General features: G+C 68.0%; 24 protein-coding genes and 1 tRNA gene. 12 read left to right on the top strand and 13 right to left on the bottom strand.

The genetic code is table 11. The features are described 5' to 3' along the window. Entirely contained in the window at window positions 1–1,080 is a 1,080-nt protein-coding gene (locus tag FIV50_RS05655) for a 4-hydroxy-3-methylbut-2-enyl diphosphate reductase (protein ID WP_181164347.1), read from the bottom strand. Between the two features lie 54 nt (window positions 1,081–1,134). Between FIV50_RS05655 and xseA the strand changes: the two genes are divergently transcribed. From xseA to FIV50_RS05625, 6 genes are all read left to right on the top strand, one after another. Further along, window positions 1,135–2,427: an exodeoxyribonuclease VII large subunit gene (gene xseA / locus FIV50_RS05650; protein ID WP_140036587.1), complete on the top strand. Its 1,293-nt coding sequence runs from the start codon at window positions 1,135–1,137 to the stop codon at window positions 2,425–2,427. Window positions 2,428–2,458: 31 nt separating this feature from the next. Further along, complete coding sequence (locus tag FIV50_RS05645) at window positions 2,459–2,698, top strand: exodeoxyribonuclease VII small subunit (RefSeq protein WP_140036586.1); 240 nt, start codon at window positions 2,459–2,461, stop codon at window positions 2,696–2,698. Further along, window positions 2,695–3,333, top strand: a complete 639-nt coding sequence (locus tag FIV50_RS05640; protein ID WP_140036585.1) for a DUF4245 family protein — start codon at window positions 2,695–2,697, stop codon at window positions 3,331–3,333. The genes FIV50_RS05645 and FIV50_RS05640 overlap by 4 nt, the downstream gene beginning before the upstream one ends. A 2-nt stretch (window positions 3,334–3,335) precedes the next feature. After that, window positions 3,336–4,025 (top strand): carbonic anhydrase, encoded by a 690-nt coding sequence (locus FIV50_RS05635; RefSeq protein WP_140036584.1) that lies wholly within the window; start codon window positions 3,336–3,338, stop codon window positions 4,023–4,025. Next, entirely contained in the window at window positions 4,022–5,440 is a 1,419-nt protein-coding gene (locus FIV50_RS05630; protein WP_140036583.1) for a class II fumarate hydratase, read from the top strand. Before FIV50_RS05635 ends, FIV50_RS05630 begins: the two co-directional genes overlap by 4 nt. A 209-nt stretch (window positions 5,441–5,649) precedes the next feature. Beyond that, a complete protein-coding gene (locus FIV50_RS05625; protein WP_140036582.1) occupies window positions 5,650–6,486 on the top strand; it encodes a DUF559 domain-containing protein in 837 nt (278 codons plus the stop codon). 214 nt (window positions 6,487–6,700) lie between these two features. On the opposite strand, the gene FIV50_RS05620 is transcribed toward FIV50_RS05625, so the two are convergent. From FIV50_RS05620 to FIV50_RS05605, 4 genes are all read right to left on the bottom strand, one after another. Next, complete coding sequence (locus tag FIV50_RS05620; protein ID WP_258184436.1) at window positions 6,701–6,952, bottom strand: YbdD/YjiX family protein; 252 nt, start codon at window positions 6,950–6,952, stop codon at window positions 6,701–6,703. Next, window positions 6,907–9,138 (bottom strand): carbon starvation CstA family protein, encoded by a 2,232-nt coding sequence (locus tag FIV50_RS05615; RefSeq protein WP_140036581.1) that lies wholly within the window; start codon window positions 9,136–9,138, stop codon window positions 6,907–6,909. Before FIV50_RS05615 ends, FIV50_RS05620 begins: the two co-directional genes overlap by 46 nt. 142 nt (window positions 9,139–9,280) lie before the next feature. Next, on the bottom strand, window positions 9,281–10,663 hold the full coding sequence (locus FIV50_RS05610) for a PhoH family protein (protein ID WP_140036580.1): 1,383 nt from the start codon (window positions 10,661–10,663) through the stop codon (window positions 9,281–9,283). 204 nt (window positions 10,664–10,867) lie between these two features. Beyond that, on the bottom strand, window positions 10,868–11,647 hold the full coding sequence (locus FIV50_RS05605) for an isoprenyl transferase (RefSeq protein WP_140038648.1): 780 nt from the start codon (window positions 11,645–11,647) through the stop codon (window positions 10,868–10,870). A gap of 145 nt (window positions 11,648–11,792) precedes the next feature. Here FIV50_RS05605 and trhA point away from each other — a divergent pair, with 145 nt between their 5' ends. Continuing rightward, on the top strand, window positions 11,793–12,473 hold the full coding sequence (trhA, locus tag FIV50_RS05600; protein WP_140038647.1) for a PAQR family membrane homeostasis protein TrhA: 681 nt from the start codon (window positions 11,793–11,795) through the stop codon (window positions 12,471–12,473). 32 nt (window positions 12,474–12,505) lie between these two features. Here trhA and FIV50_RS05595 read toward each other — a convergent pair whose 3' ends face one another. Then, window positions 12,506–12,790, bottom strand: a complete 285-nt coding sequence (locus FIV50_RS05595; protein ID WP_140036579.1) for a hypothetical protein — start codon at window positions 12,788–12,790, stop codon at window positions 12,506–12,508. A 69-nt stretch (window positions 12,791–12,859) separates the two neighbouring features. On the opposite strand from FIV50_RS05595, the gene FIV50_RS05590 reads away from it, so the two are divergent. Continuing rightward, a complete protein-coding gene (locus FIV50_RS05590; RefSeq protein WP_140036578.1) occupies window positions 12,860–13,246 on the top strand; it encodes a DUF4307 domain-containing protein in 387 nt (128 codons plus the stop codon). Between the two features lie 96 nt (window positions 13,247–13,342). Next, entirely contained in the window at window positions 13,343–13,831 is a 489-nt protein-coding gene (greA, locus tag FIV50_RS05585) for a transcription elongation factor GreA (RefSeq protein WP_140036577.1), read from the top strand. A gap of 81 nt (window positions 13,832–13,912) precedes the next feature. On the opposite strand, the gene ilvA is transcribed toward greA, so the two are convergent. After that, window positions 13,913–15,142: a threonine ammonia-lyase gene (ilvA, locus tag FIV50_RS05580; RefSeq protein WP_140036576.1), complete on the bottom strand. Its 1,230-nt coding sequence runs from the start codon at window positions 15,140–15,142 to the stop codon at window positions 13,913–13,915. Continuing rightward, complete coding sequence (locus tag FIV50_RS05575; protein ID WP_140036575.1) at window positions 15,139–16,335, bottom strand: AI-2E family transporter; 1,197 nt, start codon at window positions 16,333–16,335, stop codon at window positions 15,139–15,141. Before FIV50_RS05575 ends, ilvA begins: the two co-directional genes overlap by 4 nt. An 80-nt stretch (window positions 16,336–16,415) precedes the next feature. On the opposite strand from FIV50_RS05575, the gene FIV50_RS05570 reads away from it, so the two are divergent. Together FIV50_RS05570 and FIV50_RS05565 are read left to right on the top strand one after the other, a co-directional pair. Continuing rightward, window positions 16,416–17,678 (top strand): winged helix-turn-helix domain-containing protein, encoded by a 1,263-nt coding sequence (locus tag FIV50_RS05570; RefSeq protein ID WP_140036574.1) that lies wholly within the window; start codon window positions 16,416–16,418, stop codon window positions 17,676–17,678. Beyond that, entirely contained in the window at window positions 17,675–18,166 is a 492-nt protein-coding gene (locus FIV50_RS05565) for a hypothetical protein (RefSeq protein ID WP_140036573.1), read from the top strand. The genes FIV50_RS05570 and FIV50_RS05565 overlap by 4 nt, the downstream gene beginning before the upstream one ends. A gap of 72 nt (window positions 18,167–18,238) precedes the next feature. Here the strand turns inward: FIV50_RS05565 and FIV50_RS05560 are convergent, their stop codons facing one another. From FIV50_RS05560 to FIV50_RS05550, 3 genes are all read right to left on the bottom strand, one after another. After that, window positions 18,239–18,805 carry a LemA family protein gene (locus tag FIV50_RS05560; RefSeq protein ID WP_056508667.1) on the bottom strand — a complete coding sequence of 189 codons (567 nt, stop codon included), beginning with the start codon at window positions 18,803–18,805 and terminating at the stop codon, window positions 18,239–18,241. An 88-nt stretch (window positions 18,806–18,893) separates the two neighbouring features. Further along, window positions 18,894–20,207: a D-arabinono-1,4-lactone oxidase gene (locus FIV50_RS05555; protein WP_140036572.1), complete on the bottom strand. Its 1,314-nt coding sequence runs from the start codon at window positions 20,205–20,207 to the stop codon at window positions 18,894–18,896. After that, complete coding sequence (locus FIV50_RS05550; RefSeq protein WP_140036571.1) at window positions 20,204–21,451, bottom strand: alanine racemase; 1,248 nt, start codon at window positions 21,449–21,451, stop codon at window positions 20,204–20,206. Before FIV50_RS05550 ends, FIV50_RS05555 begins: the two co-directional genes overlap by 4 nt. 343 nt (window positions 21,452–21,794) lie before the next feature. Between FIV50_RS05550 and FIV50_RS05545 the strand changes: the two genes are divergently transcribed. Beyond that, window positions 21,795–21,867: transfer RNA gene (locus tag FIV50_RS05545), tRNA-Leu, on the top strand. A gap of 13 nt (window positions 21,868–21,880) precedes the next feature. Here FIV50_RS05545 and FIV50_RS05540 read toward each other — a convergent pair. Further along, window positions 21,881–22,588, bottom strand: a complete 708-nt coding sequence (locus tag FIV50_RS05540) for a DedA family protein (protein ID WP_140036570.1) — start codon at window positions 22,586–22,588, stop codon at window positions 21,881–21,883. Then, on the bottom strand, window positions 22,585–23,400 hold the full coding sequence (locus FIV50_RS05535) for a cation-transporting ATPase (RefSeq protein ID WP_140036569.1): 816 nt from the start codon (window positions 23,398–23,400) through the stop codon (window positions 22,585–22,587). The genes FIV50_RS05540 and FIV50_RS05535 overlap by 4 nt, the downstream gene beginning before the upstream one ends. Window positions 23,401–23,447 lie beyond the last annotated feature (47 nt).

Below are 23,447 nucleotides of genomic sequence, written 5' to 3'. Positions count from 1 at the left end.
TCAGGCGTTCCCGCTGGAGGAACGACCTCCCAGTGCACGCGCATCGCGCTGGCCCTGGGAATCCTGGCGAAGCTCCTTGGGCAGCGAGAAGATCAGGTCTTCCTCCGCCGTCTTGACCTCTTCGACATCGCGGTACCCCGCTCCGTCGAGCGCATCGAGGACCTCGCGGACGAGGACCTCGGGCACTGACGCTCCGCTGGTGACGCCGACCGTGGCTACGCCGTCGAGCCACTCCTGCTTGACCTCTTCGGCATAGTCCACGCGATAGGCGGCCTTCGCGCCGTACTCGAGTGCGACCTCGACCAGACGCACCGAGTTCGACGAGTTCGCCGATCCGACGACGATCACGAGATCCGCGTTCGCCGCCACCTTCTTGATGGCGACCTGACGGTTCTGCGTCGCGTAGCAGATGTCATCGGACGGCGGACTGTGCATCTCGGGGAACCGAGCCCGCAGGCGGTTCACCGTCTCCATGGTCTCGTCGACCGAGAGCGTGGTCTGCGAGAGCCAGACGACCTTCGACGGATCCTTCACCTGCACGGTGTCGGCTTCGTCCGGCGAGTTCACGATGGTCACGTGCTCGGGGGCTTCCCCGGCAGTGCCCTCGACCTCTTCGTGGCCTTCGTGGCCGATGAGCAGGATCTCGAAATCGTCGCGGGCGAATCGGACGGCCTCGCGGTGCACCTTCGTGACCAGCGGACAGGTCGCGTCGATCGCGTGGAGGCCGCGGTCCGATGCCGCCTCGACGACGGCGGGTGAGACGCCGTGCGCGCTGAAGACGACATGTGCGCCCTCGGGAACCTCGTCGACCTCCTCGACGAAGATCGCGCCCTTCTCTTCGAGCTCGGACACCACATGGATGTTGTGGACGATCTGCTTGCGCACGTAGACGGGAGCTCCGTAGCGCTCGAGCGCCTTCTCGACGGCGACCACAGCGCGGTCGACGCCGGCGCAGTATCCGCGCGGAGCGGCGAGCAGAACGCGCTTGTTCCCGACGACCGGGTTATCCTGAAGCCGCCCGGCCGCCCCACGTACTCGTGGAACGCGCGGAAGGGGCAGATGAACGGCAGTCGAGGTCACTCTCGAATTCTACCGTCGACAACCTGAGCAGGAGCGGGAAGGTGCACTGAGCGGATGACGGTCTTCGAAGCCTCGACGAAATCGGGCGAGACTCCACCGGCGGATGCGGTCGCTCCGCGCGACTCATCGGCCGATGCTCCCACGTCGGTCGCACGCCTGAACGCCACGATCCGCGACTTCGTGGCCCGCTGGAACACCGTGTGGGTCGAGGGCGAGATCACCTCCTGGAACGTGCGCGGCGGCAACATCTTCGCCCGCCTCAAGGACACTCGCTCCGACGCGCAGATCTCGATCCGCATCTGGTCGAGTGTGCGCCCGAGGATCCCCGGAGATCTGGCAGTGGGCGACCATGTCGTGGCCGCGGTCAAGGCCGACTACTTCGTGAAGGCCGGTGACTTCAGCTTCGCCGTCTCCGCGATGAAGCACGTCGGTCTCGGCGATCAGCTCGAGAAGCTCGAGAAGCTCCGACTGCAGCTGCGCCAGGAGGGTCTGTTCGATCCCTCGCGCAAGAAGCGACTGCCCTTCCTCCCGCATGTGATCGGTCTGATCACGGGCGAGAAGTCCGACGCCGAGAAGGACGTGCACCGCAACGCGGAGCTGCGCTGGCCCCAGGTGCGCTTCCGCACCGAGTACGCGGCCGTGCAGGGCGACCGGTGCGTGCCGGAGACGCTCGCAGCGCTGGCGCGTCTCGACGCCGACCCCGATGTCGACGTGATCGTCATCGCCCGAGGCGGTGGCGATCCGCAGACGCTTCTCGGGTTCAGCGACGAGCGTCTCGTGAGGGCTGTGGCGGCAGCATCCACGCCGATCGTCAGCGCGATCGGGCACGAGAACGATCACCCCCTGCTCGACGACGTCGCCGATCTGCGCGCCTCGACTCCGACGGATTCCGCGAAGCGCGTCGTCCCGGACGTCAGCGAGCAGCGGGCGCTGATCGCACAGCTGCGCTCGAGAGCGACGACGAGATTGACGCAGCGGCTCTCGCACGACATCGCGCAACTCGAGCAGCTGCGCTCGCGCCCCTCGCTGCGGTCTCCCGACCCGATCATCGACTCGCGTTCTCAGGACGTGTGGCTGCTGCTGTCTCGCGGACGCGACACGATCACGCGCCAGCACGATGCGGCCGGCCGGGCGACCAGCGAGCTGCGAGCATCCCTGCGGGCGCTCTCTCCCGCAGCCACGCTGTCGCGCGGCTACGCGATCGCTCACCTCGACGGCGGGGTGATCCTCCGGGACGCCGCGGATGCTCCGGCGGGCAGCAGGCTGACGATCACCGTCGACCGCGGCTCTGTCGCGGCACTCTCGGAGGGCGAGATAGAGGAAGCACCGGTGCCCCGCTCCGACTGAGCGTGTCCTGCGCACGGCGTAGGATGGAGGCGTGAGTGCGCTGAACGACACCCCCGTGGACACGCTGTCATTCGAGGCCGCTCGCGACGAGCTGGTGAAGGTCGTCTCCGAGCTCGAACAGGGCGCTCCGACCCTCGAGCAGTCCCTCGCTCTCTGGGAGCGCGGCGAGGCGCTCGCCGCTCGCTGCGAGGAATGGCTGCTCGGCGCGAAGCGTCGCCTCGAGGCCGCGCGCGCCACGTCGACCGGCACCGCCGACGGAGACGAATCATGAACAAGCCGGCTCCCATCGTCGCCGAGCTCGGTCGTCCGGAGACCCCGGAGGAGACAGCGGCACGCAAGGCCGCCTCGAGCAAGGCCTACCGGTCGAGTCAGACCGTTCGCAGCCTGGTGGCCGCGCTGATCGTCACGCTGGCCATCGTCGCGGTGATCGTGCTGGCCGTCCCCCGCGGGGAACCCGCGACCACGCGAGAGATCGACGTGGTCGGCATCGCCGCCGACGTGGAATCCAGCATGGATCGCCCCGTGATCGTGCCCGACCTCGCGGACTTCTGGCGGGTCAACACCGCCGAGCTCACGAGCGGCGCGACCGTGGTCTGGGATGTCACCCTGGCGCCGTCAGCGGAAGACGAGCGCGGCTTCATCAAGCTCGCCCAGGCCTTCGATGCCGACTCCTCGTGGGCCCCTCAGCGACTCAACGGCACCGCGCCCACCGACACGACGTCGATCGGGGGTCTCGAGTGGGATGTCTACGCACTCGGCGATGCCGGCGCGAAGCAGAACCTCACCTACGCCATCGGAACCCAGGCGGGTGACGACTACCTGCTGCTCTACGGTTCGCGTTCCGCAGACTCCACCGCGGAACTCGCCGAGTCTCTCGTCCCCCAGATCCGCGAACTCTCGGAGTGAACATGACCCACGCGCTCACCCCCGCTGCTGCCTGGAAGCAGATGCAGGACGGCAACCAGCGATTCGTCGACGATGCACCGCAGCACCCGAATCAGGACGTGGCTCGCCGCAGGCACCTCGCCGCGGCACAGCATCCGGTCGCCACGCTGTTCGGCTGCTCCGACTCGCGCCTCGCTGCGGAGATCATCTTCGACCTCGGACTCGGTGACCTGTTCGTCGTGCGCAACGCCGGTCAGGTGATCGGCGAGTCCATCGTCGCGAGCCTCGAGTACGCGGTGGCCGTGCTGAACGTGCCTCTGATCGTCGTCCTCGCTCACGACTCGTGCGGCGCCGTGCGCGCCGCCATCGACGGAACGGCCATCGACGCCGCTCCCCTGCCGCCGCACATCTGGAAGCTCATCGCCCCGATCGTCCCGGCGGCCCGCAAGGTGCTGGCCGAGAGCGGTGGCACCACCGTCGCCGAGATCGACGCCGATCTCGTCGGCGCGGAGCACCTGCGCAACACCGTCCGCGACCTGCTGCAGTCGTCAGAGGTGATCTCTAGCGCCGTCTCCGAGGGCCGCCTGGGCATCGTGGGCGCCAACTACCGTCTGGCCGAGGGCACTGCGGTGCCCGTCATCACGGTCGGAATCGATACTGACGGAATCGACACCGAGGGGCACGGCCCCGCAACCAAGGAGGGTTCGGAATGACCGACACACACCAGCGCAGCGGCGATGCAGCGGAGTACCGCATCGAGCACGACACCATGGGTGAGGTGCGGGTCCCTGTGAACGCGCTCTACGGCGCCCAGACGCAGCGCGCCGTCGAGAACTTCCCGATCTCGGGCAAGGGCCTCGAATCGACGCAGATCGCCGCGCTCGCGCGCATCAAGAAGGCTGCTGCGCTCGCGAACAAAGAGCTGGGAACCCTCGACGGCGCCATCGCCGACGCGATCGCTCAGGCCGCCGACGAGGTCGCCGCGGGCGCCCACGACGGCGAGTTCCCCGTCGACACCTACCAGACCGGCTCCGGCACGTCGTCGAACATGAACATGAACGAGGTGCTCGCCACCCTCGCGACCCGCATCCTCGGCGCGAACGTGCACCCGAACGACCACGTGAACGCCTCGCAGTCGTCGAACGACGTGTTCCCGACCTCCGTGCACATCGCCGTCACGCAGGCGCTCATCGACACTCTGATCCCCGCGCTCGACCACCTCGCTGTCGCCTTCGAGGCGAAGGCCGAGCTGTGGAAGGACGCAGTGAAGTCCGGTCGCACGCACCTCATGGATGCCACCCCGGTCACGCTCGGCCAGGAGTTCGGAGGCTACGCCCGTCAGATGCGCCTCGGCATCGAGCGCGTGCAGTCTGCGCTTCCCCGCGTCGCCGAGGTCCCGCTGGGCGGCACCGCCACCGGCACCGGCATCAACACGCCACTCGGGTTCCCGCAGAAGGTCATCGAGCTGCTCGCCGCCGAGACCGAGCTGCCGATCACCGAGGCGAAGGACCACTTCGAGGCGCAGGCGAACCGCGACGGACTCGTCGAGGCGTCGGGCGCGCTGCGCACGATCGCGGTCTCGCTGACCAAGATCAACAACGACCTCCGCTGGATGGGCTCGGGCCCCAACACGGGTCTCGGCGAGCTGCACATCCCCGACCTCCAGCCCGGGTCGTCGATCATGCCCGGCAAGGTCAACCCGGTCGTTCCCGAGGCTGTGCTCATGGTCTGCGCCCGAGTGATCGGCAACGACGCTACCGTCGCGTGGGCGGGCGCATCCGGCTCCTTCGAGCTGAACGTCGCCATCCCGGTCATGGGCACCGCTGTGCTCGAGTCGATCCGTCTGCTCGCGAACGCGTCTCGCGTGCTCGCCGACAAGACCGTCGACGGACTGCAGGCGAACCTCGACCGTGCGGCGGCATTCGCCGGCATGAGCCCGTCGATCGTCACCCCGCTCAACAAGCTCATCGGCTACGAGGCTGCGGCGAAGATCGCAAAGCACTCGGTCGCGAAGGGCATCACGGTGCGCGACGCCGTGATCGACCTCGGGTACGTCGAGCGCGGCGACCTCACGCTCGAGCAGCTCGACGAGAAGCTCGACCTGCTCTCGATGACCCACCCCGGTTGATCTTGAGCCGGTCCCACCACTTCGGGGGCCGACACACCAGACGCCGAGCGCAGGGGGCTTTCCTGTTCGGCATCTGGCGCGTCGGCCCCCGAAGTGTGTGACGGGCCACTGCTCCTGCAGCGGGTCGCCCGGCGGCGGCTTCTGCACCGATGCCGTGAGAACACCCACACGTCACGTCATCACGCATGCGGAGCTGCCACGCTGCGGGGATGCTCGATCCACGAACCACCCTCGATCGTCTCGGCGGCCTCGCTCGCGGAACGCACCTCCAGCGCCACGGCCTCGACCGCCCCTCCCTCACGAGAGCTGTGCGGGCAGGACGCATCGACCGCATCCGTCCGGGACTGTTCGCCTCGCCGACGCTCCCCGACCCCCTCCGGCGTGCCGCCGCGCACGGCGGCGCCCTCACCTGCAGCGCGGCGCTGCGTCATCACGGAGTGTGGGTCCTCGCAGACGCCGAGCGCGTTCACGTCTGGATCGGCGGACGCGGACGGACGTATGACCACGACGGATGCCGATGCCGCAGCCACTTCTTCCGAGGGGCCGTCCCCCTCGGAGTCGTCGACGTCGAGACGGCTCTCATCCATCTGTTCCGCTGCGAGGGCGAGGAGTCGTTCTTCGCATCCTTCGAATCCGCTCTGCAGCGTCGAGCCCTGACACGCGCGGCGCGACTCCGAATACGCGCGGCTCTGCCGGCATCCGCTCGGTGGCTCTTCGACCTCGCGCACGACGATTCGGAGAGCGGGCTCGAATCGATCCTCCGCCTGAGGCTTCACCTGGTCGGTGTCGTCCTCGCAGCTCAGGTGACCATCGACGGCGTCGGTCGCGTCGACTTCGTCCTGGGCGGGCGGCTCATCCTCGAGGTCGACGGGCGTGAGAACCACGCCGGTCACGATCGTCGTCACAAGGATCTGGTCCGGGATGCCAGCGCGTCGGCACAGGGGTATGAGACCCTGCGCTTCGACTATGCACAGGTCATCCATGCTTGGCCCTCCGTGCAGGCCGCCGTCATGGCGGCTCTCCGCCGCGCGAAGGATCTCGGCTGACGGCCCGTCGGCGTCCCCGGCCTCGGCGTCGCTGCCCACTTCGGGGCCGACACACCAGATGTCGAGTGCATGGGCCTGGGAAGGGCGACGCCTGGCGTGTTGGCCCCGACGTGAACCAAGAGGCAGGACCGGCGCCTCCGGACACGCTGGCCGCCGGGTGGCGACAGCGCGGTGCCGGGTGGCGACAACCTGGTGCAGGGTGGCTATGTGCAGGTCAGCAGCAGCGGGTCCCCGGGTCGGCATCCTGCTGGGCATAGTGCGCCCGCCAGAACTCGCGCTCGCTGAGCGGTTCACGATCGGGATGCCGCTGGGTCTCGTGGGCCACGTAGTCCGCGTACCGGGACTGCCCCGTCACGCCGTTGACGTACCAGGCGATCGCCTGCCAGGCCCGCCGCACGTGATCGGTCACCACGGCGGCCATCAGTGCCCCCTCGTCGGCTGAGCGGACGAGGGAAGTGCGTTCCACTGCTTCTCCACGGCCCGTTCCTCGGACGACGCGACGAGACCGGCCGGCGCGAAGCGGCGCGACGGCACCTCCGGATCCTCGTGGTCGACGACAGGGCCGGGGCGAACAGCCTGGATGACCTTGATGATCGAGATCGTGATCACGATCACCGACAGCACGAGGAACGTCACTGACAGAATCCCCTGGATCATGGTGTTGCGGACGACCGCTTCCATCGCCGCGACGCTGGTCGCCGTGCCGAAGGACGTCTCCCCCGCCGCGAGAGCGTCGCGGAAAGCGACATGGTTCGCGAAGTAACCCACCTGCGGCACGGTCGAGAAGATCTTCTGCAGCGAGGCCGTCACCGTCACGACGGTGACGAACGCCAGCGGCAGCGCGACCACCCACAGGACCTTGAATGTGCGCCTGCGCGCCACGATGGTGAGCACCACGGAGAGCGCGATGGCCGCCAGCAGCTGGTTGGCGATGCCGAACAGCGGGAACAGGGTGTTGATGCCGCCGAGCGGGTCCGTGACTCCCATGATCAGCACCGCTCCCCACCCCGCGACCATCACGGCCGTGCAGATCCACGCACCCACCCGCCACGAGGTGTCCTTGAAGCGAGGGATGACGTTGCCGACCGAGTCCTGCAGCATGAAGCGCGCGACGCGGGTGCCGGCATCCACGGCCGTCAGGATGAACAGCGCCTCGAACATGATCGCGAAGTGATACCAGAACGCCATCATCCCGGTGCCGCCGATCCACTGCTGCATGATGTGTGCGAGGCCGAGGGCCAGCGTCGGCGCGCCGCCGGTGCGGGAGACGATCGATTCCTCACCCACCGCCTCGGCAGTGCTCGTGAGCATCTCGGGTGTCAGGTTCACCCCGGTCATGCCCAGGCTGTTGACGAACGCCACGGCCCCCTCGACAGTGCCGAGCGTCGCCGCCGGCGAGGAGTTCATGGCGAAGTACAGCCCTCGGTCGATCGAGATCGCGGCGACGAGCGCCATGATCGCCACGAACGACTCCATGAGCATCCCGCCGTAGCCGATGAAGCGCGTCTGCTTCTCCTTCTCGATCATCTTCGGCGTCGTGCCCGAGGCGATGAGCGCGTGGAATCCGCTCAGCGCCCCGCACGCGATCGTCACGAAGAGGAACGGGAAGAGCGCTCCGGCCCACACCGGGCCCGTCTCCCCCGCGGCGAACTCGCTGAAGGCCGGGACGGTGATCTCGGGCCGCACGAACAGGATCGCGACGGCGAGCGCCACGATCACACCGATCTTCATGAAGGTCGAGAGGTAGTCTCGCGGAGCCAGCAGCATCCACACCGGCAGCACCGCGGCGATGAAGCCGTAGATGATGATGCCCCACGCGATCGTCGTCCGGTCGAGCGTGAAGATCGCCTGGCCCCAGTCGGTCTCAGCGACCATGCCGCCGCCGATGATCGCCGCCATCAGCAGGACGAAGCCGATGATCGACACCTCGGTGATCTTGCCTGGGCGGATCCATCGGAGGTACGCGCCCATGAACAGGGCGATCGGGATCGTCATCGCCACGGAGAACACGCCCCACGGGCTCTCACCCAGGGCGTTCACGACCACGAGGGCGAGGATCGCCGTGATGATGATCATGATGAGCAGCGTGGCGATGATCGCGGCCGTTCCACCGAATCTGCCCAGTTCGTCGCGGGCCATCTGACCGAGAGAGCGTCCGCCTCGTCGCATCGAGAAGAACATCACGAGGTAGTCCTGCACGGCCCCCGCGAGCACGACTCCGACGATGATCCAGATCGTGCCGGGAAGGTAGCCCATCTGCGCGGCCAGCACCGGACCGACCAGCGGGCCGGCGCCCGCGATGGCGGCGAAATGGTGGCCGAACAGCACCCGACGATCCGTCGCGACGTAGTCCTTGCCGTCCGCCTTGTATTCGGCGGGGGTCGCTCGCCGGTCGTTCGGCTTGACCAGGTTGCGCTCGATGAACTTCGAATAGAAGCGGTAGAACACGAGGTATGTGCAGACCGCCGCGAACACGAACCAGATCGCGTTCACCGTCTCACCGCGCACGATCGCGAGCATGGTCCAGGCGATGCCGCCCAGCAGCGCGATCGCCACCCAGAGAGCGATCTTCAGCGGCGTCCACCGCGGCTTCTCGTCGACCGCTACGGGCGGCAGCTGGTCATCTTCCACGGTCTTCGTCGCGTCACTCATCGCGCATCACTCCATCGTCTGCGTTCGGTGACACGAGCGTATGCCGACGTCTTCGCAGACGGAAGCGAATCGCCGACGCATCCGGCGGAACATACGACAGCGGATGCCGTGAGACCACGGCATCCGCTGTCGAAGAGCCAGCTCAGCTGAGCTCGCCTCCCTCCAGAAGCTCTGTCACGAGGGCGGCGATGGCGGAGCGCTCGGAACGCATGAGGGTCACGTGGGCGAAGAGATCGTGCCCCTTGAGCGTCTCGATCACACTGGCGATGCCGTCGTGGCGACCGACCCGGAGGTTGTCGCGCTGACCGACGTCGTGGGTCAGGATCACTCGGGAGTTCTGCCCCATGCGGCTGAGCACCGTCAGCAGCACGTTGCGCTCGAGCGATTGCGCCTCGTCGACGATCACGAACGCGTCGTGCAGCGACCGACCGCGGATGTGCGTGAGCGGAAGCACCTCGAGGATGCCCCGTTCGACGACCTCTTCCATGACGTTGCCCGAGACCACCGAGCCGAGCGTGTCGAAGACCGCTTGCCCCCAGGGCCCCATCTTCTCGCCCTGGTCGCCGGGCAGGTAGCCGAGCTCCTGGCCTCCGACGGCGAACAGCGGCCGGAACACGATGATCTTCTTCTGCTGCTGCCGCTCGAGCACCGCCTCGAGACCCGCGCAGAGCGCCAGCGCCGACTTACCCGTGCCTGCACGCCCGCCGAGCGAGACGATGCCGATGTCGGGGTCGGTGAGCAGGTCGATGGCGATCCGCTGCTCGGCGGATCGGCCGTGCATGCCGAAGATGTCGCGATCGCCGCGCACGAGCTTGTACTCGCCGTCGCCGGTCACTCTGCCGAGAGCCGACCCGCGCTCGGAGTGGATGATGAGTCCGGTGTTGACAGCCAGGCCCCTGGCGTCTTCGCTGATGCCGACCTCGCTCTCGTAGAGGTCGCTGATGTCATCGCCCGACAGGTCGAGAGTGGTGATGCCGGTCCATCCGGAGTCGATGGCCTGCTCGGCGAGGTACTCCTCAGCGCGAAGGCCGAGGGACGCCGCCTTGACCCGCATCGGCAGGTCCTTCGAGACGATAGTGACGTCCTGACCGTCCTGCGCGAGGTTCATGGCGACGGAGAGAATGCGGGTGTCGTTGTCGCTCAACCGGATCCCGGCGGGGAGCACCGAGGCATCGGTGTTGGCCAGCTCGACGCGGAGCGTGCCGCCGTCACCGACCTCGACCGGGAAGTCCAGACGCCCGTGTTCGATGCGCAGGTCGTCGAGGTGACGCAGCGCCTGGCGCGCGAAGTAGCCGATCTCGGGATCGTGGCGCTTGCCCTCGAGCTCGGTGATGACCACGACCGGCACGACCACCGAATGCTCGGCGAACCGGAAGAAGGCCTGAGGATCACTCAGCAGGACGGACGTGTCGAGCACGTAGGTCCGGAGATCCTGATCAGGATCAGCGGACGCCGCTCGCGTCGTCGTCTTACGGGTGGACTGCTGCGCGGTGCCTGTGGACTGCTGCGCTGTACGTGAGGTCACGACCCACTCCCGACCCGGGGAATCCCGGTTTGTTCGAACGAGTCGACCAGGGGGTCACGAGTCGTCAACCTGAGGCCGACCCGACGGGCGCTTTGCCCGATGCCTAGAAGCTACGACCAGATGCCGGGATTAACTCAACTCGACACGCCACCAGTTCGTTACGCGTTGATTAACGAATAGTGACCGATCGTGTCGTGCGCGGTCTCAGCGACCGAAGCGCCGATCGCGATCGGCGAAGTCGCGGATCGCCCGGAGGAAGTCGACCTGGCGCAGATCCGGCCCGAGTGCCTCGACGAAGTAGAACTCGCTATGGGCGCTCTGCCACAGCAGGAAGTCGCTCAGACGCTGCTCTCCGCTCGTGCGGATGACGAGATCGGGATCCGGCTGGCCACCGGTGTAGAGATGCTCGCCGATCATCTCGGGCGTGAGATGCGCGGCGAGATCTTCGATGGTTCCCCCGGACGCCTGGTGCGCTGTGACGATGCTGCGCACGGCGTCGACGATCTCGTTGCGTCCGCCGTAGCCGACCGCGAGATTGACGTGCAGCCCCGTATGGTCGCGTGTGCGCTCCTGCGCGTCGTCGAGCACTCTCGCGAGTTCGGCAGGGAGGATGTCGGAGCGGCCGACGTGCTTCACTCGCCAGTTGCCTTCGCGCGACAACGCCTCGGCGAGCTCGGCGATGATCTCGATCAGGTCGGCCAGCTCGGCCGAGTCGCGCTTGAGCAGGTTGTCACTCGACAGAAGATAGAGCGACACCACACGGATGCCGAGCTCGTCGCACCATCCGAGGAACTCCCGCATCTTGGCGGCACCGGCACGATGACCCTCTGCCGGCGTCTCATAGCCCAGCTGACGCGCCCATCGCCGATTGCCGTCGATCATCATCGCGACGTGATGCGGAACCGACGCGGGGTCCAGGTGTCGGCGAAGCCGGCTGGTGTAGAGCCGGTACAGCGGCCCTCGCCCCTGAACATCGCGTGACATCACCTCCCTACGCTATCGTGTCGGCGGTCGCGAGGCCGAGGGTCGACGCTCAGGATATGTACGCTCGCCTGCATGGCCGCCCGCATAGAGTGAGGGCGTGAGCACACCCGACTCCTCGGTACCCGACGTCCCTCAGCTGCCCCTCATGGAGGATGCGGCGCACGACGCCGCCGTCGAGATCAAGCCCACCTGGCGAGGCTGGCTGCATGCGGCCACCTTCCCGATCGCGATCGTCGCCGGCGTGGTGCTGATCGCCGTCGCACAGGGCGGAGCCGCGAAATGGGCCGCCGCGGTGTTCATGGCGTCATCGCTGCTGCTGTTCGGCAATTCGGCGCTCTATCACCGGATCGACTGGAGTCCGAAGGTCAAGATGATCCTCAAGAGGATCGACCACGCGAACATCCTGCTCCTGATCGCCGGCACGTACACCCCGCTCGCCGTGCTGGCGCTCCCCCCGGGCAAGGGCGCGCTGCTCCTCGTCTTCGTCTGGTCAGGTGCGCTGATCGGCATCCTGTTCCGGGTGTTCTGGATCAATGCCCCTCGGTGGCTGTACGTCGCGCTCTACCTGCTGCTCGGATGGGCGGCGGTGATGTACCTCGCCGATCTGTTCGTCGCGAACGCGACCATGATGGCGCTCGTCATCGTCGGCGGTCTGCTCTACACCGGCGGCGCGATCGTCTACGCGCTCAAGAAGCCGAACCCGTGGCCCGGCCACTTCGGCTTCCACGAGATCTTCCACCTGTGCACGGTGCTCGCGTTCCTGTGCCACTGGGTCGCGTGCCTGCTCATCGCGCTGGAACCGCTGTCCCCGTCGCTCGGGGCCTGAGAACGCTCGGGGCCTGAACCGCTCGAGCCCGGTCAGCGCTTCTCGGGATCGTCGTCGCCCTCACGCACGATCGGCAGATCGGCATCCGTCTCGGTCGCCTCGTCGGCAGCGAGCGCGGCCTCCTCGGCGTCGAGCTCTTCCCTGACCTCTTCGCGGTAGCGGACCCGGCGGATCCGACGGTTCATGTCGAGGATCAGCAGGATCACGGCGACCAGGACGATCACGACGGCGGCGAAGCCGACGAAACCGGGCGTGACCAACTCCGGGTCGACCGTCATCGAGGGCGTCGGCATCGGGGTCTCGGTCAGAGCGAGCATGGAGTCTGCCTTTCATGCGCAGGTCGCATAACCTGGAGTTACCAGCCTAACGACCGGAAGACCCACCCCGTGACGACCGCAGAACAGCTCGACGACCGCTATGGCCGCACCCGCACCCGACGGGGTCCGTGGATCGTCGTCATCACCCTCGCCGCACTTCTCGTCGGCGCATTCGGCTGGATGATCGTCACGTCGCAGATGAACGCCGTCGACTCCGACGACCTCGGCTTCGACCTGGTCGACGAGCACAGCGTCACCGTGCGCTTCCAGATCACCGGTGTGCAGGGCAAGGACGTGGCCTGCGTCGTCGAGGCGCTCGACGAGGAGTTCGGAGTGGTCGGATGGAAGGTCGTCGAGATCCCCGCGGGAGACACGCATTCGCAGGCGCTCTCGGCCACGGTTCCCACCGTCTCAGCCGCGACGACAGGTTTGGTGAACAGCTGCTGGGTCGCCTAGACTCGTGCCAGACAGATGACGCCCTGGCACTGTGCCGGGGCGTCTTGGCATATCCCCCGCGGAACGTCGCCGGGTACCTACCGAAGGAGCTTCGTCATGTCTACTGACGCTCAGGTTCCCTTCCTCACGCAGGAAGCGTATGACCGGCTCGTCGCCGAGCTCGAGCACCTCTCCACCACCGGTCGCGAAGAGATCGCCAAGCGCATCGAAGCGGCCCGCGAAGAGGGAGACCTCAAGGAGAACGGCGGATACCACGCCGCCAAGGACGAGCAGGGCAAGCAGGAGGCGCGGATCCGCACCCTCGAGAACCTCCTCAAGACGGCCAAGGTCGGTGAGGCACCCGCGAGCCGCGGCATCGTCGAGCCCGGCACCGTCGTCACCGCGATGGTCGCCGGCGGCGAAGAGATCTTCCTGCTCGGCAGCCGCGAGATCGCCGTGGGCAGCGACCTCGACGTGTACAGCGAAGCCAGCCCCCTCGGGCAGGCGATCCTCGGACTCAAGGTCGGCGAGAAGTCGTCCTACGAGGCTCCGAACGGCCGCGCGATCTCGGTCGAGATCGTGAAGGTCGAGACCTACACGGGCTGACGCCGGTCGCATCGCGACAGCGTTCCGATATGCAGATGCCCCGTCCACTCGGACGGGGCATCTGCATATCGAGACGTCGTGTCAGTCCGGCACGACGATCGGATGGAAGCCGGCGTGGCGGAGCGTGTCGAGGGTGTGCTCGGAGTGCTCGGCACCGCGCGTCTCGACACTGAGCTCGAGGAACACTTCGCTGATCTGCAGGCCGTGTCCGTGGCGCGTATGCATCGCCTCGATCACGTTCGCCCCGGCCGCGGCGATCAGCTCGGACACGCGCGCGAGCTGACCAGGGCGATCGGGCAGCGGGATGCGGATCGTGAGATATCGACCCGACGCCGCGAGCCCGTGAGCGACGACGCGCTGCAGCAGGAGCGGGTCGATGTTGCCTCCCGACAGCACCGCCATCGTGGTGCCCGTCGCCGAGACCTTGCCCGCCAGGATTGCCGCGACACCGGCAGCGCCGGCGGGCTCGACGACCACTTTGGCCTGCTCGAGCAGGATCAGGATCGCTCGCGCCAGGTCGTCGTCCGACACGGTGACGACCTCATCGACGAGATCCTTGATGATGTCGAACGGGATGGCGCCGGGGCGCGCGACGAGGATGCCGTCGGCGATGGTGGGCCTGGTCTCGATGTCCACCGGGTGTCCGGCGTGGAGCGAGGGCGGCATCGCAGCCGCGTTCTCAGCCTGCACGCCGATGATGCGCACGGATCGACCGAGCTGAGCCGCTCGGGCCTTGACCGCGGCAGCGACCCCCGCGATCAGCCCGCCGCCGCCGATGCCCAGCACGATCGTGTCGACCTCGGGCGCGTCCTCGAGCAGTTCGAGTCCGAGCGTGCCCTGGCCGATCACGACGTCGCGGTGGTCGAACGGGTGGATGAGCATGGCTCCGGTGCGCTCGGAGAACTCCGCAGCGAGCCGGAGCGAGGTCGCGACGGTCTCGCCCTCGAGCACCACCTCGGCGCCGTACCCGCGCGTGGCGAGCAGCTTCGGCACCGGCACGCCGATGGGCATGAAGATCGTCGCGGGAATGCCGAGAGCCTGCGCCGCCAGAGCGACACCCTGGGCGTGATTGCCGGCCGAGGCGGCGACGACCCCGTGCGATCGCTCTTCGGCACTCAGGCGAGAGAGCCGGTAGGCGGCACCGCGGATCTTGAACGACCCCGTGCGCTGCAGATTCTCCATCTTCAGCAGGACGGGGGCGCCGAGGACGTCGGACAGCGCGCGTGACGGCAGAGTCGGAGTGTGCGTGATCACCTCAGCCAGACTCTGAGCGGCGTTCTCGAACTCGGTCAGGCTGGGGACTGCGCTCATCGATTCCTCCGTGTGCGCTCGCGCGGCACTGTGCTCCAGATCAGGTCTGCGTCCGGTTGATCGCCGGTGCGCCAGGCACCGGTGCTGACTGTCACCGCGGCGACGTTGACGAAGGCCGCGAGGGGCACCGCGAAGAGCGCCCCGGGAATGCCGCCGACCATCGATCCCCCGGCGACCACCAGGACGACGGCGAGCGGATGGACCTTGACAGCCGAGCCCATCAGGATCGGCTGCAGGATGTGGCCCTCGAGCTGCTGCACGCCGAGCACGACGGCCAGCATCGCGAGCGCGATCCAGGGGCCGTTGTAGACGAGGGCGAGCAGAACGGCGATCGCGCCGGTCACGACGGCACCGACGATCGGGATGAACGAACCGAGGAAAACGAGCACGGCGACGGGGATCGCCAGCGGAACACCGAGCAGAGCGGCTCCGAGGCCGATTCCGACGGCGTCGATCGCGGCGACGAGCAGCTGGGTGCGTGCGTAGTTGACGATCGTCGCGAAGCCGTTGCTCCCGGCGGCGTCGGCGGCAGGGCGTGCGGCACGCGGGAAGAGGCGCAGCGTCCACTTCCAGATCCCGCGCCCGTCGGCCAGCAGGCAGATGAGGATGAACAGCGAGAGCACCGCTCCGGTCACGACGTGCGCGGCGGTGGTGCCGACCGCGAGGGCGCCGTTGAGCAGAGCCTGCGTCTGCTCGTTGATGATCTCGAGACCCTGATCGATGTAGCCCTGGATCTGCGATTCGCTGAGGTGCAGCGGGCCGTCGAGGAGGAACGTGCGGAACTCGTCGACGGCTTGTGAGCTGCGCTCCTGCACATCGGGGAGCTGCGCACGGATCTGCCAGATCACGAGCCAGAGCAGCAGCGACACGATCGTCAGCGTGCCGATGATCGAGAGGGCGACGGCCAGCCAGCGCGGGAAGCGGTGGCGCAGCATCCACTGGAAACCCGGCCAGAGCAGCGCCGTGATGAGGATGCCGACCATCAGCGGGATGACGAGCAGTTTGAGCTCGATGACGAGCCAGATGAATCCGGCGACGACGGCCGCGAGCAGCAGCAGCCGCCATGCGTATGCCGCGGCGACGCGCAGCCCGAAGGGCACTGTCGCATCGACGTCGACGGTCGGAATGCGGTCCGGGGACACAGGGCGCGGTCGGAAGAGATCTCTCAGCCGCGGTCGCTGCTCTTCGCTCATCGCCCAAGTCTAAGGCGCTGTCACCACAGGTCCTGACGGGGGTGGGCGCGTATGTCGGAGACCGGCGATACCCTGACGTGGTGACCGACACCCTCAGCGCTGCCCAGGCCCGTCGCATCGCACTCGCCGCGCAGGGATTCTCACGTGCTCGTCCGGCGTCGGTGTCGGCGCGGCACATCCACCGTGTCATGGATCGCCTCGGCGTGCTGCAGATCGACTCGGTCAACGTGTTCGCACGGTCTCACTACATGCCGCTGTTCTCGCGCCTGGGTGCCTACGATCCGGCGCTCTTCGATCGTGTCTTCCATTCGCGCACGACCCATTACGTCGAGTACATGGCGCACGAGGCGACGTTCATCCCCGTCGAGGACTGGCCGCTCTGGCGGTTCCGCATGGATCATTTCCGCGCCAGATGGGCGGCAGCCGACTCCTGGATGAGCACCAACACGCGCACCCTGCGTTGGGTGCAGGACGAACTCCGCGCCAGGGGTCCGCTGCGACCGGCCGACCTCCGAGACGATGCTCCTCGGGAGCGAGGCACGTGGTGGGATTGGGACGACGTGAAGCTCGCCCTCGAGCATCTGTGGCGCACCGGCGACGTGGCGATCAGTGGCCGAAAGGGCTTCGAGCGCACGTACGCGCTCGCCGAGCAGGTGATCCCCGACGCCATACTGTCGCAGCAGGTGCCCCGTGACGACGCGATCCGCGAGCTCATCCGGCGAGCGGCGCGATCGTCGGGAGTCGCAACGCAGTCGGACCTCGCTGACTACCACCGCATCCGCGATCGCGCGGCGGTCACGCAGTCGATCGTGGATCTGGTCGACTCCGGCGAGATACTGCCGGTCTCCGTGCGCGGCTGGGACAGGGGCGGTCGTCCGCTGCCCAGCTGGCGGCACCGCGATGCCGTGCTGCCGCGCAGTATCGAGGCCGCCGCACTCCTGACGCCATTCGATCCGGTGGTCTGGTTCCGTGACCGCGCGCTGCGCGCGTTCGAGCTCGATTACCGGATCGAGATCTACGTTCCCGCAGAGAAGCGGCGATACGGGTACTACTCGCTGCCCGTGCTCGTCGGTGACCGCATCGTCGCGCGTGTCGATCTGAAGGCCGACCGAGCGACGTCTACGCTCCAGGTGCAGTCGGCATGGTGGGAGCCTCAGTCCCGACCGGACGCGGATGCCGAGAAGATCGCCGCTGAGCTCTCGCTCGCGGCGGAGTGGCAGGGGCTCGCGCACGTCTCCGTCTCGCGCTGGGGCACGGCGGCCGAGGCACTGCATGCAGCGCTGTCCGGGCGCGCAGACGCATCGGTGCGTCGCCACGTGCATGCCAGGGAGGTCGCCGAGTGAATCGCCGCCGCGGATGGGTGATCGGTGGCATCGTCGCCGCGCTCCTGGTCGCGGGGGCAGCCGTGTGGATGTGGCAGGCATCGAGCGGCATCCCGTCGCCACCGGCCACGCCGACCGCGACGAGCTCGCCGACGCCCGACCCCGATCTCGATCCGCAGGCCCTCGCGCAGCAGGCGCTAGACGACCACCTCGAGGACTGCACATCCGCCGGGGTCACCGGGGGCGGCGTGCCCGACGGGTGCGGGATCAGGATCCCGTGGGGAACCGAGTTCGCCGCGGTCGACGACGCCCGCTTCCGCATCGATCGGATGCCGGTGCTGGAGCTGACGGATGGCGGATTCATCGCCGAGGGCGGCATCCTCGTCGTGACCGTGTCAGGCACCGGGCAGGACGGCAGCCCGAGAACCGAGACCTATCGCACGGAATCATGGACACTCCGCGGCGACGTGACCATCGAGGACGGCGACGTCGATCTCGACGTGTGGTGAGCGCTACCCCGGTTCAGTGCCCGACCACGCAGAAGGCCCGATGCGACGGTGCGCATCGGGCCTTCTCGCAGATCAGAACTGCACGCGTGGCGGCTCGGAGATCGCTCCGCTGTCGGCCACCTCGAAGAACTCGCGTTCGGTGAACCCGAGCCCCTTCGCGAAGAGATTGTTCGGGAAGACCTTGATCTTGGTGTTCAGCTCGCGGACCCCGCCGTTGTAGAAGCGACGCGCGGCCTGGATCTTGTCTTCGGTGTCGACGAGGGCCTGCTGCACCTGCAGGAAGTTCTGGCTCGCCTGCAGCTGCGGATACGCCTCCGCGACCGCGAAGAGGCTGCGGAGCGCCTGCTGGAGGTGACCCTCTGCGATTCCCGCCTCACCGGGGCCGCCGGCCGAGAGCGTCTCCGCTCGCGCCCGGGTCACGTTCTCGAAGACCGCCTTCTCGTGCGAGGCGTAGCCCTTCACCGTCTCGATGAGGTTGGGTATCAGATCTGCCCTGCGCTTCAGTTGAACCGTGATGCCGCTCCACGCCTCGTCGACGCGGACGTTCAGCTGCACCAGCGAGTTGTAGGTCGCCCAGAGGTAGATTCCGATGAGCAGAATCACACCGACGACGATCAGTACCGGCACGAGCCATTCCATCAGAGGCCCACCCTTCCTCGTGTTTGTCTCATCCTATCGGCGCAGCCTGCGCGTCGACTGGGTGCGCGCGGTCAGGCGCCGAACCGGATCATGCACCGAGAACCCGATCGAGGTAGCGATTGGTGAACCGACGATCGGGGTCGAGCCGGTCGCGCAGCGCGGTGAAGTCAGCGAAGCGGGGATAGCGCTCCCGCAGCTCCTCAGCCGTCTGCGTGTGCAGCTTGCCCCAGTGCGGACGCCCTCCGTGCTCGAGCATGATCTGCTCCACGGCCTCGAAGTACGCGGACGGGTCGGCGCGCCAGTAACGGTGCACCGCGATGTATCCGCTCGCCCTGCCGTATGCCGTCGAGAGCCATCGGTCGTCCTCCGCTGCGAAGCGCACCTCGATCGGGAACTCGACGCGCCACCCGCGTCGCTCGATGAGGTCGCGCACAGCGCGAAACGCCGGCACGACATTCTCGACGGGCACCGCGTACTCCATCTCGCGGAACCGAACGGTGCGGCTCTGCGTCAGGACGCGGTGCGACAGCTCGGTGTACCGCCGGTCGCCCGTGAGCTTCACGGCGAGCCTGTTGAAGGGCGGAGTGATGGCCGGCACCGCCTGTCCGGTCGCGCACACTGCCCGATACACGCCGTTCGAGAGCAGCGTCTCGTCGATCCATCGTCCCAGGACAGGAAGCGGCTGCCGCCTCGTCGACTCGGGCACCCTCGTCTGTCTCTTGGTCAGCGCGATGTCGGTGTGCGGAAACCAGTAGAACTCGAAGTGATCCGATGCCGCGACCGTGTCGTGCAGGGTCTCGAGCACGTCCTCGAGCGGCGCAGGCTCATCGACCGCCTCCATGAGGTAGATCGGCACGCACTGCAGCGTCACCTCGACAAGGATGCCGAGTGCGCCGAGGCCCAGCGCGACCGCAGGAAGCAGATCGGCGTTCTGCCCCTCGTCCACCCGGAGGAACTCCCCTGCGGCAGTGACCAGGGTCGCGCCGACGATCTGGGTCGCGAGACCGCCGTAGCCTGCGCCGGTGCCGTGCGTCCCGGTCGAGATCGCCCCCGAGATCGACTGCCGGTCGATGTCGCCGAGGTTCTCCATCGCGAGGCCGAACGGTGCAAGGAGCGAGGGGATGCGGTGCAGTCGCGTGCCCGCGAGCAGCGTAGCTCGCCCCGTGGCCGCATCCGCCGACACCAGACCCTGCATGTCGTCGAGCTCCAGGAGCACCCCGGGCGCAACGGCGATGCCCGTGAAACTGTGCCCCGCGCCGACCGCCTTCACCGTGAGCCCCTGCGAGACCGCCGCGCGGACGGCGCGCTGGACGCCTTCGGGGGTGCGCGGGCGCTCGACGCGAAGCGGCGTGACCTGCGCAGACCTCGCCCAGTTCTGCCAGGTACCCCCGATCCGGGTCACAGGAAAGCCTTCCCCTCGCCGCGATACGTCGGAAGCTCGTCGACGATCTCGTCTCCCGAGACGAGCTGGTAGCTGTCGATGCGCTCGGCCGGCTCGCCGCTCTTCGCGTGACGGAACCAGACGCGGTCGCCTACTCCTAGCCCCTCGGCTTCGCGCCCCTGCAGCGGTGTCTGCACCTCGCCTGCGGCCTCGCGAGACAGCGTGCGCAGCCCCTGCGGCCAGACGGGCAGCGGCTGCCGCGACGCGAGGGCGGGACCCGAGGCGATCCATCCGCCACCGAGCACCGTCGCGATGTCGGCGGCGGGCCGGCGCACGACGTCGAAGGCGAACGCGGACGCCGGTGCGGGCCGGAACGATCGGTATCCGTCGAAGAGATGCCCACCGAGCAGTCCGCTGCCCGCACTCGCCTCGGTCAGCGATTCGTCGCTGCCGGTGAACTCGAGCGAGCCGGTTCCACCGCCGTTGAGGAACTCGAGCGGTGCGACCTCGGAGAGTGCGCTGACTATCGCGGCCCGACGCTCGCGCAGCTCGGATCGCGAACGCGCCTGCATGAGGCGGATCACCGGCGCATCCGCTCCGGCGTTGTCTCCCTGGCCCGCGATCTGAGCTTCGTACATCTGCAGCCCGACGAGCCGGAAGCCGGGGCGGCGCACGATCTTGCGCGCGAAGGCAGCGACCTCACCCGCGGTGAACAGAGCAGACCGCCGCACTCCGATGTGACCGAGGGCGATCGATCGCAACGAGGCATCTGCGTCGATCGCGACCCGGATGTCCGGTCGGCTGCCGGCAGGGGCCACACTGTCGACGATGTCGAGGTGCGCCGGATCGTCGACCATGAGGGTGATCCGCTGCGCCGCCTCCTCGGACGCGAAGAGCTGCTCGAGTCCCGCGCGGTCGACCGTCGGATAGCCGACGACGATATCGTCGTGCGTCTCGGCGAGCCACAGCGCCTCAGCCAGCGTGAAGGCGAGGATCCCCCTGAACCCGGGCATCTGCAGCACGGCGTCGAGCACCGAGCGCACCCGCACGGACTTCGAGGCGACACGGATGGGTAGCCCTCCCGCGCGGACCAGCAGGTCGAGGGCGTTGTATCGCAGGGCGTCACGATCGATGACCGCCACAGGAGCCGGCAGATGGCCGGTCGCCGCAGACAGGCGCGGCCAGTATCGCGATGGGTCGCGCCACTCGGGGGACACGGAGTTTCGTCCCTGATCGGGGCTCAGATCGGCGGTGAGGTCGAGCACTCCCCCACCCTATGGGGTGGATGGACTCGGGTTCATCGTTTCTGAGATCGAGTTGCGCTGCCAGTCGTGACCCGAATCTGGAAATCCCGATACATCAGCGGCCGTCGTCGTAATGAACCGCAGGAATCGCCGTCTTGATCACTGAGACCGTCATCCGTGGCGGGTTCACCGGCCGTGCGCGGTCGGTTGCCGGGGGGTAGCGATGCTGTCTCAGCAGCATCACGGGGAGACGGGCGCTGGGACGCCCGTCTCCCTTCACCCAGGCGAGCGGCGGAGGCATGTCGCCGTGCTTGCCGCCGCCATCTGAGACTCCCCGTGTACTCTGAGCCAGTCACGGCATGGAGCCCCCGTAGCCCAATGGCAGAGGCAGGCGACTTAAAATCGCTTCAGTCTGGGTTCGAGTCCCAGCGGGGGCACGTCCGGCTCCGCTCAGTCCTCCACGCGTCGATCCGCGGCACCGCGCGTGTGCACGCTCTGCGCCCCGGACCCACGCGCCTCGCGGACGCGTCGGAGGATCAGCACGGCGAGCGCGATGGCAAGCGCGGAGTACACGGCGTAGTCGAGGTAGCCGAGCAGGTGCTCGAGTTGCTCATGCTGGGTTCCGAGCAGAGCACCGAACCCGATGAGCAGTGCGTTCCACAGGCCGCTGCCCACGATCGTGTACACGCTGAAGCGGATGAGGTTCATGCGGGTCGCGCCCGCGGGAATGGAGATGAGGCTCCGCACGCCGGGAACCATCCGACCGACGAGCACCGTCCACGCGCCGCTTCGCCGGAACCAGTCCACCCCGCGGTCAAGGTCGGCATGGCTGACCAGTTTGGTGGCGGAGAGGAGCCGCACCGCTCGTTCGACGCCGATGGCCGCCCCGAGCCAATAGAGCAGAAGCGCACCGATCCACGACGCGAGGGTGCTCCAGAAGATCAGCCATCCGAGGGTGAGGTCGCCGCTCTGACTGAGGTACCCCGCGAAGGGCAGGATCACCTCGCTGGGAATGGGCGGAATGAGCACCTCGAGGAACACCAGCACACCCACACCGATGTCGCCGAGTTGAGTGAGGACGTCGGCTGCGAATCCGGTGAGGCCGGTGAACCCGTGATCCGACGTTGACGAGTCGGCACCTATGATCAGGCTGCTCATCGGCCGAACAGATCGCCGATTCCCGGAATTCCGAGGTCGCCGAGCCGTTGGCCCCATTCGCTCGCCGTGTCACCGAGACCCGAGACGGTCTCACCGGCCGACCCGAGCACGCCCTCCGCAGCCCCCGCGAGCTCCTCGCCACCGAGGCCGCCCGCGATCGCCTCGATGTCGACGCCCTGTGCGAGGGCGTCGAAGTCGACGCCGAGACCGGCGGCCTGCTCGAGGAGCGGAGCGGCTACGGCACTGCCGACGGCGCCCACCGCGACGATCCCCAGCGCGCCCACCGCAGCGCCGCCGACCGCACCGGCGGCGCCGAACCCGCGCACCCGCGAGAGGATGCCGCGCATGCGCCCCGGACGCGCTGCCTCGGAGCGACCCGCCGCACGGGCGAGATCGTCGGGCGACGCCGATGCCGGGCGCTCGCCCGGAGCGAGTTCCGCGTTCATCCGCTCCTGCACCTGCGCCCGCTGGGCGGGAGTCAGGCGCGCGAACGCCTCTCGGTGGATCTGCTCGACACGGTGCGGATCAGCGGTCTCGAGAAGGTAGTCGTACCGCGCGATCGCCGCCCGGTCGGCATCCGACACCGCACCGGCAGCACCGGCAGCACCGGCCGCGCCGGCTGCCGGCGGCGCGTAGGGGTCCCGGCCCGCCGGGCGTGCAGGCGGAGGCGCGTAATGGTCGGCACCGGTCTGACGCCCGACCTGTGAAGGCGGCGTCGCACCGCGCGAACCGCTGTGATCCGTGCGGGATCCGGTCTCGTCGAGATCGAGCGCGCGAGCGGCCATCCCGAGCAGTCGGTTGAGCTTTCCCATGGTGACGGTTCCTTCGTGGTGTGGACGACCACGGGACTCGACAGCGG

The organism is Microbacterium foliorum, assembly GCF_006385575.1.
Lineage (GTDB): Bacteria > Actinomycetota > Actinomycetes > Actinomycetales > Microbacteriaceae > Microbacterium > Microbacterium foliorum_B.
The sequence above is the reverse complement of the archived record's forward strand: the minus strand, read 5'-3'. Positions and strand labels throughout refer to the sequence as shown.